Here is a 14,232-nt window from a genome sequence, read left to right on the forward strand (position 1 = left end):
TGCCCTACCCTATACCAGAACACCCGCCCCGTTCAGTGCAGGGACTGACCGTTGATTTCATTCAGCCGGGACAGATCCCGCAAAGCGGGCTCAGGCCGCCCGAACAGATAGCCCTGCGCGTAGGTGCAGCCATCTTCCTGCACGCGCTGGCGCTGCTGAACTGTTTCCACCCCTTCCGCCACGGTGGCAACGCGCAGGGTTACACCCAACTGCGCCAGAGCGCGCACAATGGCCGCGCAGTCCGAGCGCCTGTCGCCATCCTGCACGAAGGAGCCATCAATCTTGATCCGATCAAACGGAAAAGCCCGCAAATGCGCCAAAGAGGAAAAGCCTGTGCCAAAATCATCCAGACTGATGCCCACACCCATATCGCGCAGGGCCTGCAGGTCACGCAGGGCCTCGTTGCCGCCAGACATCAGCGCGGTTTCAGTGACTTCCACACTCAAGCGTTCGGCGGGTAACCCGCTAGCCGCCAGCGCCATAGCCACCACGCCGGGCAGACGCCCCTGCCCCACGCTGGAGGCTGAAACATTCACGGCCACACTCGCCCCGTCAGACCATGCGGCGGCATCCCGGCAGGCGGCATGCAGCACGAATGAGTCCAGATCATAGACCAGCCCTGCTTCTTCCGCGACCGGAATAAAATCCTTAGGCGGAATCCACCCGCGCGAGGCATCATACCAACGCATCAAAGCTTCACGCGAGACCACCTGCCCGGAGGTAAGATCAACAATTGGCTGGTAAAATACAAACATATCGCGCGAATGCACAAACGCATCGCGCAGCATGCGCTCAAGCCGAGAGCGCATGAGCACGCTCTCTTCCATCTGGGGCAGAAAAATCCGCGCCATGTTCTTGCCTCCCGCCTTGGCCGCGTAGAGCGCCATATCCGCGCGAGACAACAACAGGCTGGACTGTGTGCCATGCTCGGGCGAAAACGCAATGCCGATCGAAGCCCCCATCTGATGCTGATGCCCTGTGGGCAGCACAAAAGGATACTCGAACGCATCAATAATGCGACCAGCCAGAAGCCCCACCTGCTCGATCGAGGCGTTCTGGACGATCACGGCAAATTCATCACCCCCCAGGCGGGCCAGAAACACCCCGGCCTTACGGCAGAGGGCACCCAGCACCTCGGCCACATGCGTGAGCATGAGATCGCCCGTGGCATGGCCATATGTGTCATTAACAATCTTGAACCCGTCAAGATCAATAAACATCATAGCCGTTTCAAGGCTTTTTTCATCGGAGCCAGCGCTTTCCAGAACGCTTTCCAGCTTTTCCATGAACGCGGCACGATTATGCAGCCCTGTCAGGATGTCGTAATTAGCCAGCCGAAAAACATGTTCCTCTGCCCGCACCTGTGCCGTCACCAAAGACCACGTAAGCATCGGGCCATAATCGACTCCATTGGGGCCGAACACGCGCGATACTGACAGATCCAGAATTTCCGGGCCAAGATGAATCCGCGCACGGTGCGGCGGCATGGCGGCATCCATCAACAGGGTGCGCTGCTCGGCGGGCGCTTTATGAAAAACATCGACATTCACACCAAGCAGGCTATCCACCGCAACGGGCAGCAGATCGCTTATCTGTTCAAGAATTTTTCGCGATGCTTCATTATAATAGGAAATACAGAGTGTTTTCGGATCAAGCAGCATGACCCCGACAGGAATCTGGTCGAGCATCCGCATAAGCTGACTGTGCGACATAGCGACTGTCTGCACATAACCTTCCTGCCCAGATAGAGCAGAAAAAGCGCACCCCTGCTGTTGCGAGGCCAGAGACTCTGTTTTCATACGCCTTGATGCCTTAAACCGTTCACGCCCGGTTTCGCAACCGTAACAGAAACGGTGTGGCACCGGCTACCCGATGTTAGCGCACTTTATTACGCGCATGAACCCGGTTTCGTATATTTTTCATGAAACTCCTGTCATGTTGGGTGGCTCTGCCAAGGAGGCAACCCCTTGCACACGATCAGGCGCGGTGCGGCGACAGCACAATAACCGCCGCCCCTACCAGACACAGCGCCGCCCCCACCATGTCCCATCTATCAGGGCGCACCCCTTCAACCATCCACATCCACAGGCAGGACACCGCCACATAAATACCGCCATACGCGGCAAAAGCCCGGCCTGCCGCGTCCACCTGCACCAGTGTCAGCAGGCTGGCAAAAGCCACCAGCGACAACCCGCCCGGCACCAGCCACAACGGCGTACGGCCCAGACGCAACCATGCCCAGAAGCTGAAACAGCCCGCAATTTCACAAAACGCCGCAGCGACATAAATCAGAACCATGCTCATGGGTTGGCACTATAGCCCCGGCGCACAGCGTCAGGACAAGCAAATTCCTCCCGCCTGCCTCCGCACAACACTCAGCCTGCTGGCCTTTGGGGATCGTGGTTCAGGAACTCCGTATTCTGCACCCGCAGGGCATCGAGGTCAGCGCCGGTGGGGTAAAGCCCGCTGGCCAGCGTGAGCTGCGGCCAGAGGATACCATGCGCCTCCATAATCCGGCTTTTGAGCCAGGCCCATGTGGCTTTCTGGGTCGCCCCCCATGTCAGCAGATCGAGCGTGTCGGTATCGGCCAGGCCGGTATAGCTCCAGCCCAGCAGGCAATGCCCCCCGGCACTGCCCGGCGTGGGGTCGCCATAGGCGTGGTTGTCGGGCTCCAGCACGCAGGCCCCATTGGTGGCCTCGATCTGGTTCATGTCCGACTGTGCAAGCTGCACACCCAGATAAACCGCCCCCATACCCGCCATGACAAGAGCCAGCGCGTTGCGATCCTGCGGGGCCGCACTCCCCCAGAGCGGGAAATAGTCGCCGCTTTCAAGCTGCACGCCTATGCGCGCGGCATAGGCCAGCACATCCACCTCCACCCCGCCCTGATCCGTTGCGGGCTGGCCGGGCCTGTAGCCGGTACTTTCCGCGTAAAAGCGGATGGCGTCATCCGTATCCGCCCGCACCTGCCAGCCGCCCAGAGCCGCCACGGCCCGCATATGGTTCAGCAGGCCCGCCGCCGTGCAATCACCCAGAGTGTCATTGCCGAACAACAGGGCGCCGGGGTCTATACCAGAGCGATCCAGCACCGCCGGAGCGCGCCGGGCCATCATCCGCAGGCCCGTAAGGGATGGCTGGCGCGGCAGAACCTTTGCGGGCAGGCACCCGAGGGCACGGCCAATCATAGGCCCCGCACCCGACCGAACAGGGGGCAGACCCACAGCCCCGGCACGATACTCCCCATGGAGAACACGGCGACCGCTCGCATTAACGGACACCCAGAACAGCGAGAGCCCGCACCTCAGTCATGCCTGTGGCGGGCACGGGGGCACCTGCCAGCACCATGGCGCGCGTAACCCGCATGTGGCTTGCAGCAGGCGCTTTCGCATCCGCAACGCCCAATAGCGCCTTGAACACGCTGATAAGCGTAGCCAGTGCGCCGTATACTGTTTTGGCATTGGACAGGGCAGGCGCGGTCAACGCCGCGCCAGAACCGGCAATCGCACTCTCAATAGCGGCGGACAGCGTGTCGAGATCAGACAGGATGCTGTCCACGCGGGTTTTCCAGCTTGCATCGTTGTAGCTGATGGTCAGCGTTGAACCGGCCGCACTGGAGAACGCGGACAGTGCGCCGGACAGAGCCGTTTCCGCCGCTGTGATAGCCAGCGCATACGGGGCCATAACCGGCAAGGTGGACAGAAAGCTGGTGACAGTCGTAGCGGCATTCAGCCCGGCCTGCCCGTAGTTTTTCACTTTGGCCACATCCAGCGTAATCGTGGTCACGCCATGGGTCGTGGTTACGGTGCAGGCGGCCAGCAAGCCCAGACCCGCAAGGCCGGAAGAACGCAGCAGCGCACGGCGGGAGAGTCTTTTCATTTCGGGGTATCCTTGGACAGAGCGGCGGCTGACGCGGTGACAACGGGCGATACGACCGCGCTGGAAGATGCGGTGCCAGTCCGCAATGTGGCCGCCGCGTTGGCGGCATATTTCCAGTTCAGGGCAAGGAAGTTCAGAGCGCGATACAGCAGCCAGAGCTTGCCAGACGGGTTGGCGGGCAGCGGGATCTGCGTTGCCGCAAGCCCGGCCCCGGCAAACACGGCACAAGCGATGGCCGCCCACCCGGCATAGGGCTGCGGCAGGGCCAGCAGGAGGGCTAAGGGCGAAAGCCCGCTGACAACAGCCGTGGTTGTCTGCGCAGCGGCGTTGGAGGTGGGGTTTGGCGTATCAGCCATAAGGTTATCCTTCTCCAGAAGGCCCCACGCGGTAAAACGCATGGTGGCCAATCGTGCAGCGATAAAGGCGGGAAGCAGCCCATGCAGGCGTGTGCGCAAGGCGCGTGTCATAATAGCTGTCTGCCCCGCTGGTGATGTCGATCAGGGAGCCGCCCACAAGCTTTGCCGCCAGCGCAAGGGCGATCTGGAATTGCGGGTCGGCCCCGGTTACAGCCAGAAGCAGGGCGCGGTTGGGGTCGCCCATGTTCCAGCAGGAGAACTGCCACGGGTGCAGGAACACGCTGCAAATGTCGCGCCCCCACCATGCGGGCCGGGCCAGACGGTTCCGGGCGGCGCACAGGACAGCCTGCATGCCCACCGCCCCCTCGCCCCGCGCCTCGCCCCATGCGGTGCGGGCCGCGACCTGTAGCGGGTCAGTGAGCAGAGAGGTTTGCGGCATCGCCCGGCCCTCCCTGCACTACATCCCACGGCTCGCGCAGGTGCAGCCAATGCACCCAGATGGTGCTGGCCACCTCCTGATCCGACAGGAGGGTTGACCCTACCGCCGCCCCAACCGTGCAGAGAAGCCCAATAACCACCGCCAGTTTTCGCCAGCGGCGCAGGCTGTCCTCGGCCAGTTCGTTCTGGCGTTTCTGTGCGCCGGTATGTTCGGCCAACTGCTGGGTAAGGGCCGTGAGGGTGTTGCGGGTATCCGCCGCCTCCGCTGCGCGGTTGCGCTCACGCTCCTGCCCCTGCGCCTCAATCGAGATCAGGCGCTCCATCAGCGCGGACTGGCCGGATTTGAGCGTATCCACGTCATCCTCCAGCCCATCAAGGCGGCGGGCGTGGCTATCCACAATCACGCGCAGGTCATCCTCAGCCGCGCAGGTTCCTGCGCACTGTGTTTCACTCATTGCTTCATCCGGGCATAAAAAAACCGCCCTCAGGCGGCGGTCAGGGCGGCCTGTGGCCACGGTCAGGAGGCTGGCGCACTTGGCAGCGCCGTGCTGGTGGTATCCGTACCATCGGCAATGGCCATGAGCGCCTTGAGATACGTCACCCACGCATCCGGCGTTGCCTCGTTCAGAATACCGTAATTGTTATAGACAGTCGTTCGGGCGGTAGAGAGTGCAGCGGTCGCCTGTGCCGCCAGTGTCAATGCTGGCGGTGTATATGTGGAAACCGCACCATCCACGACAATCTGGTTGACCAGTTTTCTCGCAGCCCATTCATCGGACGTAAGCGCGATCATGTCAGCGGCAACCGGAAGCCATGAGGGTGCGACAGAGAATATCGACACATCAACCCATCCGACAACCGGATAGCCGCCTAGCGTTTCTGTGGTGCTGGAATATGCGTAATAGCGTGACGGATAATCCGCTTCCCACCAAGGAGCGGTGGCTGTATCCGATACTGAGGCCTGTGTATCTGTAGATTCTGTTGTCATGATGCTTCTCCGATTACTGTAATATCAACAGGAATCCTGGTGGTTTCGTCACCAGCACCAGTGGAGTTTTGCCATTGTAAAGTCAGCACAAATCCTGATGATGTTTTTGTGTCTACGACGTACCCCACAGTATGAGATGATGAAGACGAGGATACGGCCGCCTTTGAAGGAGCAATATTAACCGTATAGGTGGTGTTAGTAAAAGATATAGGCAATGATATTTGAGTGCCATTGTTTGCACTGATCGTGAAACTCTGAGTTAATATATTGCCAATTTTACTATAATACCCACCCGCGATTGTTCCCGATGTCGGAAGGTCGGATGTAACCGCCATCGTGCCTGCTGATGACAACATGCGGCCAGATTTGGGAAAAGTGTAACGCACGTCCAGACCATAGCCCGCAATCTGGATTGTTGCGCCCTGATCCTGTCCTACATTTTCCCACGAGAAAATCGACGTCGTAACGTCCCGCCCGGTAATGCGGCTCGTTAGGTATCCGCCCCAGTTATTAACAACACCATTTGCCGTGCTGGTGGTGACGGACACCGCGGCCCAGTTGACGGCAGTGTATGAGCCAGTGGTCGTATCACCACCCCGATTAAGCTTTGCGCTGGTTAGAGCGCTTTCAGCCGCTTCTGCCCTTTCAGTCTCATTATTAATGTTTGTTTGAAGGGTATTTTCAGCAGTCTTTGCTCTTGCCGCCTCATTATTAATATTTGTTTGCAGCGTTGTATCGGCGTTAGACCGCAGCTTTGCTTCGGCAGAGACTGCGCTCGTAACGTCCGTCAGATAGGCAACCTGATTCCCCCCGAACAGCATGACTGTAGCCCCGGAACTCAGCAATCGGAAATCAACGTCTGCACGCTGTCCGTATCCCTGAACCTGTAGCCTGCCCCCCACGTACGAACCCACGACCTCAATGGGGTAGAGATAGGCTCCGACTGGCCCGTTCGGTCCTGTTGTTCCGCGCCCGAGTATCTGCCCCCCGGCAGAACCGCCCCAGCAGAGTTGCCCCGTTGCCGTGCCGCCGTGGAACGTTTCGGATATGATGTCGCCATTCGTAACCATCTGCGTTCCGCTCAGGTTATTACCGCCCGACAGTTGGGCAAGGCCATCAAACAGGCTTTTCCAGTTTGCGCCGGTAGCACCGGGCACTGTGGTGTTGGCCTCTGCGGTAGAAACCCAAAATGTACCAGCAGTCGATCCCGATACGACAGCCCCCGCAGGATACCCGCCAATGCCAGCGGCAAAGGCTGCATCAAACGGGCCAAGATAGCCCGCCTGCAATACCTGCACAGCGCTGGAAAGCAGGTTAAGGAAGCCGTTCATGTCCGCCCCGCGCGGCGGCTCACCCCCGGCGGCACGGGCAATAAAGGTCTCGGGCGGGAAAGCCAGCGCGATGGAGGCTGTGCCATCCCCCGCCGTGCCCTGCGTTGCGGGAATGGTTACGATATTACCCGTGGCTGCCGACGCGCCAATAAGCGTGCCGAAAAGCCTGCGGTTATCAGTGCTTTTCATCAGGAACCTGCCTCGATGGAGTAGGAGACGCCAACGCCTGCCGGGCGTGGCAGCACGCCGCTGTTCTGGATGATGCTCACCTGCACATCGGTCGGCACAAACCTGAAAACATAGGTCATGGTCATGTCGCCATTGTCTTTTATGTAAGCATCGCCCTGCCCGGAAAAAAGCGTGGTCAGGATTGTGTTTATTGAAAGAACCGATCCATCCGAAATATTGGCCAGCGCCTTGGCATAGATAAGCTGGCGGTAGCCATCATCAGACAGGCGGTCATTGCTGGTGGCGTCCGCGCCACTATACCAGGGGGCTTGGTTAAAGCCTTCTTCCGTCAGGTCGTTTGCTTCGCGCCAGCCCAGATAATCGACTGATTCAATACTCAGAACCCGCGAAACCCCGACAATGCGCCCCCACACATCCAGCCCGTAACCCTGCGCGGTTTTTACATTCCACACCAGATCGTACCACTGATCTATCAGGGTGGCCGGGTCGAGTGCCTGATTCCATGCATCGATAATGCCGCACAGAGCCGGGCTGTTTGCATATTGCGAAAGGATGGTTTGCTGGATGTTGTCCATCAGGCCACCGTAACGGCTATGGAGGCGGTATCGAGCGTGGGGATCTGGTTGATATTGAGTGCGGCGGTCAACCCGGTGGGCGAGGCCGCCGTGCCAACCGTAATTTCCATGATCTTGGCCCATGCGCCCAGTGCTGCCACCGCTGCGTAATAGGCGCTGGCATAGACCGTACCACCGATAATCCCAGCATCCCCACCATCTTCCTCAAAAGCGGCGAGGATGACTGCCTGAATCTGTGTGGCTGCGGTGGACGGAACAGCCGCGCTATCCTTGATTTTAACCGTGAAATACAGGGGGGTATCGGCGGCACGGGTAAAAGATACGGCATAGGTTGGGGGTGTCTGATAATGGCTGTTCGGGTCTGTGACCGTCACCGTAGTGGTGCCGGTATAGCCGCAGCCGGGAGCCTTTTTGCTCAGGATGGCCAGCGCCACATCCTGATCCGTACCGCCATTGACGCACACATACAGGCTATGGGCCGCAAGGCTGATACCGCCCGTTGTCACGGCGGCGGCGGTGCTGTTATCCACCACATAGGCCGCTGTAACACCGTCTACCGCACTCACGGCCCCGGCAATGGCGTCAAGTGAGCCCACGCTGTTTCCTGCTACGGACGCCTCGCGCCGGGCCTCGAATGCGGCCCGGCCTTCCTCATCCGTGCCGGTTACACCAGCAGCCGGGTTGGATACGGCGGTAAGGCCGGTCACAGACTGGTAGAGGCTGATGCTATTGGCCGCGCACTCTATGGCGCCCGGCGTAGTGCAGGAGAATGACCCCGTGCCCGTGCCGGTTGCATCCAGCGTAATGGCTCCATCTGCCGCGTAATAGTGCCCGCCCGCATCCTGCACCAGCGTGCCAGAAGGCACAACAACGCCCACCGCCCCCGTACAGACAACGTTCACAACCGTAGCCGTTGCCCCCTTGCGGCTCATGAAATAGATATTGCCAATGGCGTCCTGCAGGCGTCCGAAGGCGCGTTCGGGATCAACACCATTGAGGATGGCAAGGAACTGATCGTACGCATCGCCCAGTGCCGCCGTAAAGGACGTGGCAAGCTGGCCCTGCGGGGTGGAGAGATCGGTATTGAGGTTGCCGCCCATGGCCGCGTTGAGGTCGGCCAGAGCGCCTGCCAGAATATCGCTCTCTGCCGGGGCCACAAAGCCTGTATCCGTGAAAGAGGGTGGCGGAACCGAGGTGGTTCCCATGCTGCTAGAATCCGGCACTCTGTGTTGTTCCATCCGTTGTGGTGATAAGAATGGCCCCTGAAAGCCTGCGATCCACCCCAAGGGCGGTAATGATGCACCGGGCGGTAGCGACACCGGGCACGGCCTGCGCTACGGCCTGCGCCTGTGCGCGAAAAACCGATGCGGATTGCGCAACCCCCAGAATATTCTGCCGGTATGGCAAACCCGTGCCGGTATTGTACCAGCACTCCCCCGCAAAGACCCGGACAGCACAGGACACATCCTGCGTGACAGCGTAAGACGCTGTCGCAAGAGCGAGATTGCCGCCGGAATCCAGCACCAGATCCCATGTGGATCTGTCCAGAAGCAGCGTTGACATGATATGGATTTTCTCCAGAACACTTCAGGCTTTATATTTTTTTAGACTGGAACGCCCGTTTTACCACCACCGGGCATAACGCCAGTATGGGTGTGGGTTTGCAGGCTGATATCGCCTGCCTGCACATCGCCCGTAGCCGAGAGCGCGCCCTTTACTGTTACATCGCAGTCAATGACACAGGCGGCGGCATCAACAATGAAACGGCCAGTGGTGCTGACATGCACATCTCCCCCCACCCAGCCGATATACTCCGTGGGGGCGGCGTTCAGCAGGCCACCAAGATAAAGCGCATCGGCCATATCATGCTGGCGGAAAGAGCCTGGGGCCGCCGCATCACGCGTGGCCTTGAGCGTGGAAATATCGCGCCCGCAGACAATAATCAGTCCGATATCCCCTACCGCCGGGTCGCACAGGAAGGCCCGCGCACCGCCTTGCAGGCGAATATAGGGTATATTGTAAAGAATCCCGTGCGGCACCGTGCGGCCCACACCATCCTGCTGGTGTACCATGGGCTGCACATCCACAAACCCCACGGGGTTCAGCCCTGCGCCGCGCACCGCCACAACGCGGGCAGGCAGGTTTGTACCCATCATGGATAAAAGCCGCCGGATAACGGCATTCATGGCGTTGAAATCGCTCGCGCTGTCTTCAGGCCGCTGCGTGCCGATAAGCCTATTGTGCAAAGCCCTGCCCGGCAAGGTCTGGCCTTGCCGCCTCTATCATTGTGAACCACGGCCCCTGTGCGCGCCCGCTTTGCAGGCTATGCCGCACGCCCTGCACCACCCACAGACCTGTTGCCGGCAGAGTAACCCCGCGCACGGATGACCCCGCGCTTTGCAGGCTGATCGTATCGCGAAAACCAATGCCCGGATGAAACAGCATCCGCAGCGCCACCCCGTACTGGCTATAGGCGGGATAGCCGATCAGCCCCGTGGCGGCGGAAACCGGCACGGCGGTGGCATGGGCTGCTTCCATGGAAAAAGGCCAGACCGACAAACGCCCCATGCCGATATGGTAGCTTACCCCTCCGGCACGTGCGCAGGCATCGATCTGTTCGGTGGCGGCTCCTTTGTAATACACGCCCCCCCGCAGCACGCCCTGCACGCCATTACTGACAAACCCTAGCCCCGCCTTGGCCGCGATGGCTGCCATAATGGTGGCCACGGAAACATCACGCGCGAAGGATGTCGGGCTGATGGGCTGGGCCGCAGGCAGGGCGATGGAGTGCGCCTGCACCACAAACACGGCCTCGGGCGCGGTATCGTATTCCACGAACGCCTCGACAATCCCGCCTGAAAAAATGACTGGCCGGGTAGCCTGCGCCCCTCCGGCCATAACGGTGACACTGTTCCGCCCCTGCGCCACCACCCCCGCCTGCGCGGCGGAAAGCCGGTTGACCAGTGTGGGGGGCATGCCTTCTATCCGCAGGGTACACACCATGCCGGTTTCCAGCCCGGTGCTAAGGATCTGGCACTCTACGCGGTAGTCGCTCAGGGTAACGGTTTCGGCCCCCGCACCGACCGCCACCCCCTGCGTGGGATCGGGAGCAAAGGTAAAAGCCACGTCAATCCGCCGGGCCGCCAGCGGGGTGTTCTGGCCTGATGTATCAGGCATTGCGTCCCTCCTCGTAAACAAGCACGAACCGCCCGCCCAGCCCGGTGTAATCGGGGTCGGCTGTTCCCTCGGTATCGACAAAGGCAAAATCGCCGGGCAGGCCGTAATAGGCCTTGCGGGCCAGCCAGCTCCGGTTCTGGCACAGCACCCCGGACAGACAGGCCACGCCATCGCACCAGAATGCGGCAAACAGCCCGGTACTGCGCTGCTGCACCTCAAGGCGGATGACATGGCCCGACAGCGGCACGCTCAGGCTCTGATACGCCACCGCGTTGAGCGGAATGGACACCACCGCCATCAGCGCAAACCCGCCGGATCAAGGGTAGAGGCCGCAGCCTGAACCGCACCGCCAGACTGCATGGCCTGCCCTGCGGGCGAGGCCGTGCCGGGGCTTGTGGTGGTATCAAGCCTGATTTCCTGCAAGAGAATGCCCGCCCAGAGCAGGGTCACGCCATGCTGTGCCTCGCGCCGCAAGCTGTAACCCTGCACGTTTACGTTGGTATAGGTGACTTCAGGCGTAACCACGCAATACAGGTTCAGATCATCGACCAGCGCTTCAAGCGTTTGCAGAAAACCCCGGCGCATCAACATATCGGCTGAAGGGCCAACCAGCCCTGTAGCCGCCAGCAGGCTTTCCAGCACACCGCTCCCGCCTGCCGCTGCCCCCAGAACCGGGCCGGACCCATCGCACAGCATTTCCACTCTGTACTGACCGGGCTGGCGCACCTTGTTGTAGGATAGAAAAGCCCCCTGCTCCTGCGGGGCATCGGACACATAGCTATAGGCCTGCACATCCAGCGAGCGCACCCGCCCCGATGTCAGAACGGGCTGGTTATCAGCCGTAAAAATACCCCACTGGGTATCCGCCAGCATAATACGTGTATCATCCAGCATGGAGGCCAGCGCTGTAGAGGCCGAAGCCGCAACGCCTGCCGCACCGGACTGCCCCAGCAGGGCAGGAACCCCAACCGCCACGGGAATATTCCACACGGCGGGCAGGGGCACCAGATTCATCGCCATCGCCACATACTTTCATCAATCAGAAAAACAGGGGCAGGCCGTTAGCGCATACCCATATTGGCGTGCCGGGCCTGCGCCTTAAGGCCAGAGACCCCGCGCGCCTCAGCCCCGGTGCGGATGGAAAACGCATCGTTGTCCATCCGCGTTTTCGCCAGAACCTCACGGCTGGCGGTGGAGCCGGGCGATGTGTCCGTGGCTGTCGGCCCCGGCACGGTGCGGGCCATAGCGGCCTGCACCGCCGCGTGCATGCCACGGGCATAAGCACCCGCTGCATGAGGCACTGAAGGCAAAAGGCCAGATGGCTCCGGCGTTCCGGCCTGTGGCCAGTGCGCGGTGCGTGCGGGAAACGGTGCGGACTGGGCTGGGCTGACCCCATGCCCGCCTACGGCCCCACCCGCCCACACAGTACGCATGCGTGACAGCGCCTCGCCGGGCAGAATGGCGCGCAGCATGGCCTGTGCGAAGGTCTCCGGGTTCTTAGCCTGTTCGGCTTCAGGTTCAGCCAGTTGTTCCTGCGTGATCCGCCCGGCCCCTGTGCTGCTGCTGCCTGTCTGGCCTGCCGCGCCTTGGGGGGCAGGCAAGCCGGGCCGGAACGAAACCCCACCCCACGAAACCTGATGATGCCCCGAAGCACCGCCCCACGGAGCAACCGGCCCGCCAACCGAATGGGTACGCCCCCGCCGGGCGGATACGCCCCCCGCCCCGCCCGCAGCCCCCTCAAACACGTGACCGGACAGGCCGGAAAGGCGGGACAGGCCGCCCGGCCGCTCTGTAGGCCGATCACCCCTCAGACCGGGGGCAACACCCCGCCGCCCACCCCCTCGCCGCATCCTGTGCTCTGGCCCGCTCTCATGGGCCAGCCCGCGCCCGCGTGTGGCGGCCATACCGCTCGCCACACGCGGACGCGGCAAAAACGGGAAGGCCGGGCGGGCCTCTGACACTGGCTCTTGCTCTGACTTTAGCTTGGGCTTTGGCTTGGGTTTTGTTTTTGGCTCTGACTTTCGCTCTACCTCTGGCTCGGGGCGCAGGCTTTCTCCCCCCATCCGGTAAAGAGCCTGACGCACCGTAGCCCCCGATATACCTACCCCCGCCACACCGGCAGAGAGAGAGCCGGAAGCCCCCTCCCTCCCTCCGCGCATAGCCCGCAGGATACGCTGGAAAACATCCAGCAAGTGCCATGCAAGTGCTGCATGCTCCCATGCGCTGTCTGGCCGGGGGCTACCCGGCAAGCCGTTATCCGCCATCGCCATTGCTTACCGGTTCCATCGCCTGATCAGCGCCATTTCAAGAAGCATCTCAAAATCCTCGCTGTCGTAAAGGGTTTGCAGGTCATGCAGGCTTGCCAGCCCTTCTGAAACAACCAGCGCCAGTCTTTCGCTTACATTCACGCACCGGGCGGCGGGCTGTCCCTCTCCCCGCCCGGATAACCGGGAAGGGAGAACAACAGGCCGACGCCCCTGAAAAAATCCACGTGCAGGGCAAAAGCTTCCTTCTGGAGCCAGCCTACGGTCGGAATTTCCTCAATATCGCTTTCATGCAAAGGACGGCGCAGAGCCGGGTTGGCCGGATCAGGCTGCACGCTGACACAGCGCATCAGCCGCTCCAGCAGGCTGTCCATCCGCTCTGGCTCCATCGCGCCGAACAGGCCAATGCCTGCCGCCGCCAGCCCGGCCAGCCCATCCTGCGGGGTAATATCCGCAAGCTCCATGCCACATTGTAAGGCAGCCTGGAGGCAATGCCGCCCCCAGCGATCCGCCTCGAAAGCGGACATACGGGTTATGATAAAGCGCTTGTTATAATCAGCGCCTTCCATAGGCACGCTCAGCGTGACTTCCCGCACCGCCATCACACACCCGCAGGCCAGACGGACTGCCAGCGAATGGCGAAACTGCGCGGATGCAGCACCCGCCCCGCAGAGGGCACGACCGCCATAGAGCGCAACACGCCATTGGTCATGGTATAGCGCCGCCCCGTGCCGGTGAGTGTCAGCTCACCCCCAAGCCGGAACAGCGCACGCGCCGTCTGCTGTGCGGCCATAATAGCCTCGAACACCACAACACTTTCGCTGCCCGCCGAAAAATGGATGGTCTGATCAACCGGCGCAGGCGTCCAGCCCGTATTCAGGTAGCCATCCACCGACATTTCGGTTTCAGCGCAGTTCAGCTCCGCCGTTTCCCATGCCTGATCGGCGGCAAAGTTCTGAAGCGTGATAGGCGCATTGTACAGCCCCGCCACGGTAATGGTAAAAACGGCATTGGCCGCCGTAATATCGTACGCCATGC

Annotated in this window: 20 protein-coding genes; all 20 read right to left on the reverse strand. The window is 61.1% G+C overall.

What is annotated here, in order from left to right:
- Positions 1–32: 32 nt before the first annotated feature.
- The 20 genes from J2D75_RS12185 to J2D75_RS12275 all read right to left on the reverse strand — a co-directional run bounded on the left by J2D75_RS12185 (position 33) and on the right by J2D75_RS12275 (position 14,230).
- A complete protein-coding gene (locus tag J2D75_RS12185; RefSeq protein ID WP_207855091.1) occupies positions 33–1,799 on the reverse strand; it encodes a putative bifunctional diguanylate cyclase/phosphodiesterase in 1,767 nt (588 codons plus the stop codon).
- Between the two features lie 178 nt (positions 1,800–1,977).
- Entirely contained in the window at positions 1,978–2,304 is a 327-nt protein-coding gene (locus J2D75_RS12190; RefSeq protein WP_207855092.1) for a YnfA family protein, read from the reverse strand.
- A gap of 71 nt (positions 2,305–2,375) precedes the next feature.
- Complete coding sequence (locus J2D75_RS12195) at positions 2,376–3,185, reverse strand: hypothetical protein (protein ID WP_207855093.1); 810 nt, start codon at positions 3,183–3,185, stop codon at positions 2,376–2,378.
- Positions 3,186–3,267: 82 nt separating this feature from the next.
- Complete coding sequence (locus J2D75_RS12200; RefSeq protein WP_207855094.1) at positions 3,268–3,876, reverse strand: hypothetical protein; 609 nt, start codon at positions 3,874–3,876, stop codon at positions 3,268–3,270.
- Positions 3,873–4,232 (reverse strand): hypothetical protein, encoded by a 360-nt coding sequence (locus J2D75_RS12205; protein WP_207855095.1) that lies wholly within the window; start codon positions 4,230–4,232, stop codon positions 3,873–3,875. The genes J2D75_RS12200 and J2D75_RS12205 overlap by 4 nt, the downstream gene beginning before the upstream one ends.
- 4 nt (positions 4,233–4,236) lie before the next feature.
- Positions 4,237–4,671: a cell wall hydrolase gene (locus tag J2D75_RS12210; protein ID WP_207855096.1), complete on the reverse strand. Its 435-nt coding sequence runs from the start codon at positions 4,669–4,671 to the stop codon at positions 4,237–4,239.
- Positions 4,646–5,125, reverse strand: coding sequence for a hypothetical protein (locus J2D75_RS12215; RefSeq protein ID WP_207855097.1), 480 nt, complete (start codon positions 5,123–5,125; stop codon positions 4,646–4,648). The genes J2D75_RS12210 and J2D75_RS12215 overlap by 26 nt, the downstream gene beginning before the upstream one ends.
- Before the next feature lie 62 nt (positions 5,126–5,187).
- Positions 5,188–5,658 carry a hypothetical protein gene (locus tag J2D75_RS12220; RefSeq protein WP_207855098.1) on the reverse strand — a complete coding sequence of 157 codons (471 nt, stop codon included), beginning with the start codon at positions 5,656–5,658 and terminating at the stop codon, positions 5,188–5,190.
- Complete coding sequence (locus tag J2D75_RS14480) at positions 5,655–7,178, reverse strand: hypothetical protein (RefSeq protein ID WP_243428730.1); 1,524 nt, start codon at positions 7,176–7,178, stop codon at positions 5,655–5,657. Before J2D75_RS14480 ends, J2D75_RS12220 begins: the two co-directional genes overlap by 4 nt.
- Entirely contained in the window at positions 7,178–7,753 is a 576-nt protein-coding gene (locus J2D75_RS12230; protein WP_207855099.1) for a DUF2612 domain-containing protein, read from the reverse strand. Before J2D75_RS12230 ends, J2D75_RS14480 begins: the two co-directional genes overlap by 1 nt.
- Entirely contained in the window at positions 7,753–8,958 is a 1,206-nt protein-coding gene (locus J2D75_RS12235) for a baseplate J/gp47 family protein (protein ID WP_243428731.1), read from the reverse strand. The genes J2D75_RS12230 and J2D75_RS12235 overlap by 1 nt, the downstream gene beginning before the upstream one ends.
- A gap of 4 nt (positions 8,959–8,962) precedes the next feature.
- A complete protein-coding gene (locus tag J2D75_RS12240) occupies positions 8,963–9,316 on the reverse strand; it encodes a hypothetical protein (protein WP_207855101.1) in 354 nt (117 codons plus the stop codon).
- 41 nt (positions 9,317–9,357) lie between these two features.
- The gene (locus tag J2D75_RS12245; protein ID WP_243428732.1) at positions 9,358–9,999 is read right to left on the reverse strand and encodes a Gp138 family membrane-puncturing spike protein; all 642 of its coding nucleotides are present in this window, start codon (positions 9,997–9,999) and stop codon (positions 9,358–9,360) included.
- The gene (locus tag J2D75_RS12250; protein ID WP_207855102.1) at positions 9,989–10,930 is read right to left on the reverse strand and encodes a baseplate hub protein; all 942 of its coding nucleotides are present in this window, start codon (positions 10,928–10,930) and stop codon (positions 9,989–9,991) included. Before J2D75_RS12250 ends, J2D75_RS12245 begins: the two co-directional genes overlap by 11 nt.
- Positions 10,923–11,228: a phage baseplate plug family protein gene (locus J2D75_RS12255; RefSeq protein WP_207855103.1), complete on the reverse strand. Its 306-nt coding sequence runs from the start codon at positions 11,226–11,228 to the stop codon at positions 10,923–10,925. The genes J2D75_RS12250 and J2D75_RS12255 overlap by 8 nt, the downstream gene beginning before the upstream one ends.
- Positions 11,228–11,944 carry a hypothetical protein gene (locus tag J2D75_RS12260; protein ID WP_207855104.1) on the reverse strand — a complete coding sequence of 239 codons (717 nt, stop codon included), beginning with the start codon at positions 11,942–11,944 and terminating at the stop codon, positions 11,228–11,230. The genes J2D75_RS12255 and J2D75_RS12260 overlap by 1 nt, the downstream gene beginning before the upstream one ends.
- Before the next feature lie 47 nt (positions 11,945–11,991).
- Positions 11,992–13,200, reverse strand: a complete 1,209-nt coding sequence (locus J2D75_RS12265; RefSeq protein ID WP_207855105.1) for a hypothetical protein — start codon at positions 13,198–13,200, stop codon at positions 11,992–11,994.
- Positions 13,201–13,203: 3 nt separating this feature from the next.
- The gene (locus tag J2D75_RS14575) at positions 13,204–13,338 is read right to left on the reverse strand and encodes a hypothetical protein (RefSeq protein ID WP_265783035.1); all 135 of its coding nucleotides are present in this window, start codon (positions 13,336–13,338) and stop codon (positions 13,204–13,206) included.
- Complete coding sequence (locus J2D75_RS12270) at positions 13,335–13,796, reverse strand: hypothetical protein (protein WP_207855106.1); 462 nt, start codon at positions 13,794–13,796, stop codon at positions 13,335–13,337. Before J2D75_RS12270 ends, J2D75_RS14575 begins: the two co-directional genes overlap by 4 nt.
- Positions 13,796–14,230: a phage tail fiber protein gene (locus J2D75_RS12275; RefSeq protein WP_207855107.1), complete on the reverse strand. Its 435-nt coding sequence runs from the start codon at positions 14,228–14,230 to the stop codon at positions 13,796–13,798. The genes J2D75_RS12270 and J2D75_RS12275 overlap by 1 nt, the downstream gene beginning before the upstream one ends.
- Between the last annotated feature and the right edge of the window lie 2 nt (positions 14,231–14,232).

It is taken from the genome of Acetobacter suratthaniensis, assembly GCF_017377745.1.
In the GTDB taxonomy this organism is placed as follows: domain Bacteria; phylum Pseudomonadota; class Alphaproteobacteria; order Acetobacterales; family Acetobacteraceae; genus Acetobacter; species Acetobacter suratthaniensis.

Bases quoted from the DNA above. Each gene is read 5' to 3' on its own strand.
- J2D75_RS12185 (WP_207855091.1), bottom strand. From the start codon at position 1,799: ATGAAAACAGAGTCTCTGGCCTCGCAACAGCAGGGGTGCGCTTTTTCT.
- J2D75_RS12190 (WP_207855092.1), bottom strand. From the start codon at position 2,304: ATGAGCATGGTTCTGATTTATGTCGCTGCGGCGTTTTGTGAAATTGCG.
- J2D75_RS12195 (WP_207855093.1), bottom strand. From the start codon at position 3,185: ATGATTGGCCGTGCCCTCGGGTGCCTGCCCGCAAAGGTTCTGCCGCGC.
- J2D75_RS12200 (WP_207855094.1), bottom strand. From the start codon at position 3,876: ATGAAAAGACTCTCCCGCCGTGCGCTGCTGCGTTCTTCCGGCCTTGCG.
- J2D75_RS12205 (WP_207855095.1), bottom strand. From the start codon at position 4,232: ATGGCTGATACGCCAAACCCCACCTCCAACGCCGCTGCGCAGACAACC.
- J2D75_RS12210 (WP_207855096.1), bottom strand. From the start codon at position 4,671: ATGCCGCAAACCTCTCTGCTCACTGACCCGCTACAGGTCGCGGCCCGC.
- J2D75_RS12215 (WP_207855097.1), bottom strand. From the start codon at position 5,125: ATGAGTGAAACACAGTGCGCAGGAACCTGCGCGGCTGAGGATGACCTG.
- J2D75_RS12220 (WP_207855098.1), bottom strand. From the start codon at position 5,658: ATGACAACAGAATCTACAGATACACAGGCCTCAGTATCGGATACAGCC.
- J2D75_RS14480 (WP_243428730.1), bottom strand. From the start codon at position 7,178: ATGAAAAGCACTGATAACCGCAGGCTTTTCGGCACGCTTATTGGCGCG.
- J2D75_RS12230 (WP_207855099.1), bottom strand. From the start codon at position 7,753: ATGGACAACATCCAGCAAACCATCCTTTCGCAATATGCAAACAGCCCG.
- J2D75_RS12235 (WP_243428731.1), bottom strand. From the start codon at position 8,958: ATGGGAACCACCTCGGTTCCGCCACCCTCTTTCACGGATACAGGCTTT.
- J2D75_RS12240 (WP_207855101.1), bottom strand. From the start codon at position 9,316: ATGTCAACGCTGCTTCTGGACAGATCCACATGGGATCTGGTGCTGGAT.
- J2D75_RS12250 (WP_207855102.1), bottom strand. From the start codon at position 10,930: ATGCCTGATACATCAGGCCAGAACACCCCGCTGGCGGCCCGGCGGATT.
- J2D75_RS12255 (WP_207855103.1), bottom strand. From the start codon at position 11,228: ATGGCGGTGGTGTCCATTCCGCTCAACGCGGTGGCGTATCAGAGCCTG.
- J2D75_RS12260 (WP_207855104.1), bottom strand. From the start codon at position 11,944: ATGAATCTGGTGCCCCTGCCCGCCGTGTGGAATATTCCCGTGGCGGTT.
- J2D75_RS12265 (WP_207855105.1), bottom strand. From the start codon at position 13,200: ATGGCGATGGCGGATAACGGCTTGCCGGGTAGCCCCCGGCCAGACAGC.
- J2D75_RS12270 (WP_207855106.1), bottom strand. From the start codon at position 13,796: ATGGCGGTGCGGGAAGTCACGCTGAGCGTGCCTATGGAAGGCGCTGAT.
- J2D75_RS12275 (WP_207855107.1), bottom strand. From the start codon at position 14,230: ATGGCGTACGATATTACGGCGGCCAATGCCGTTTTTACCATTACCGTG.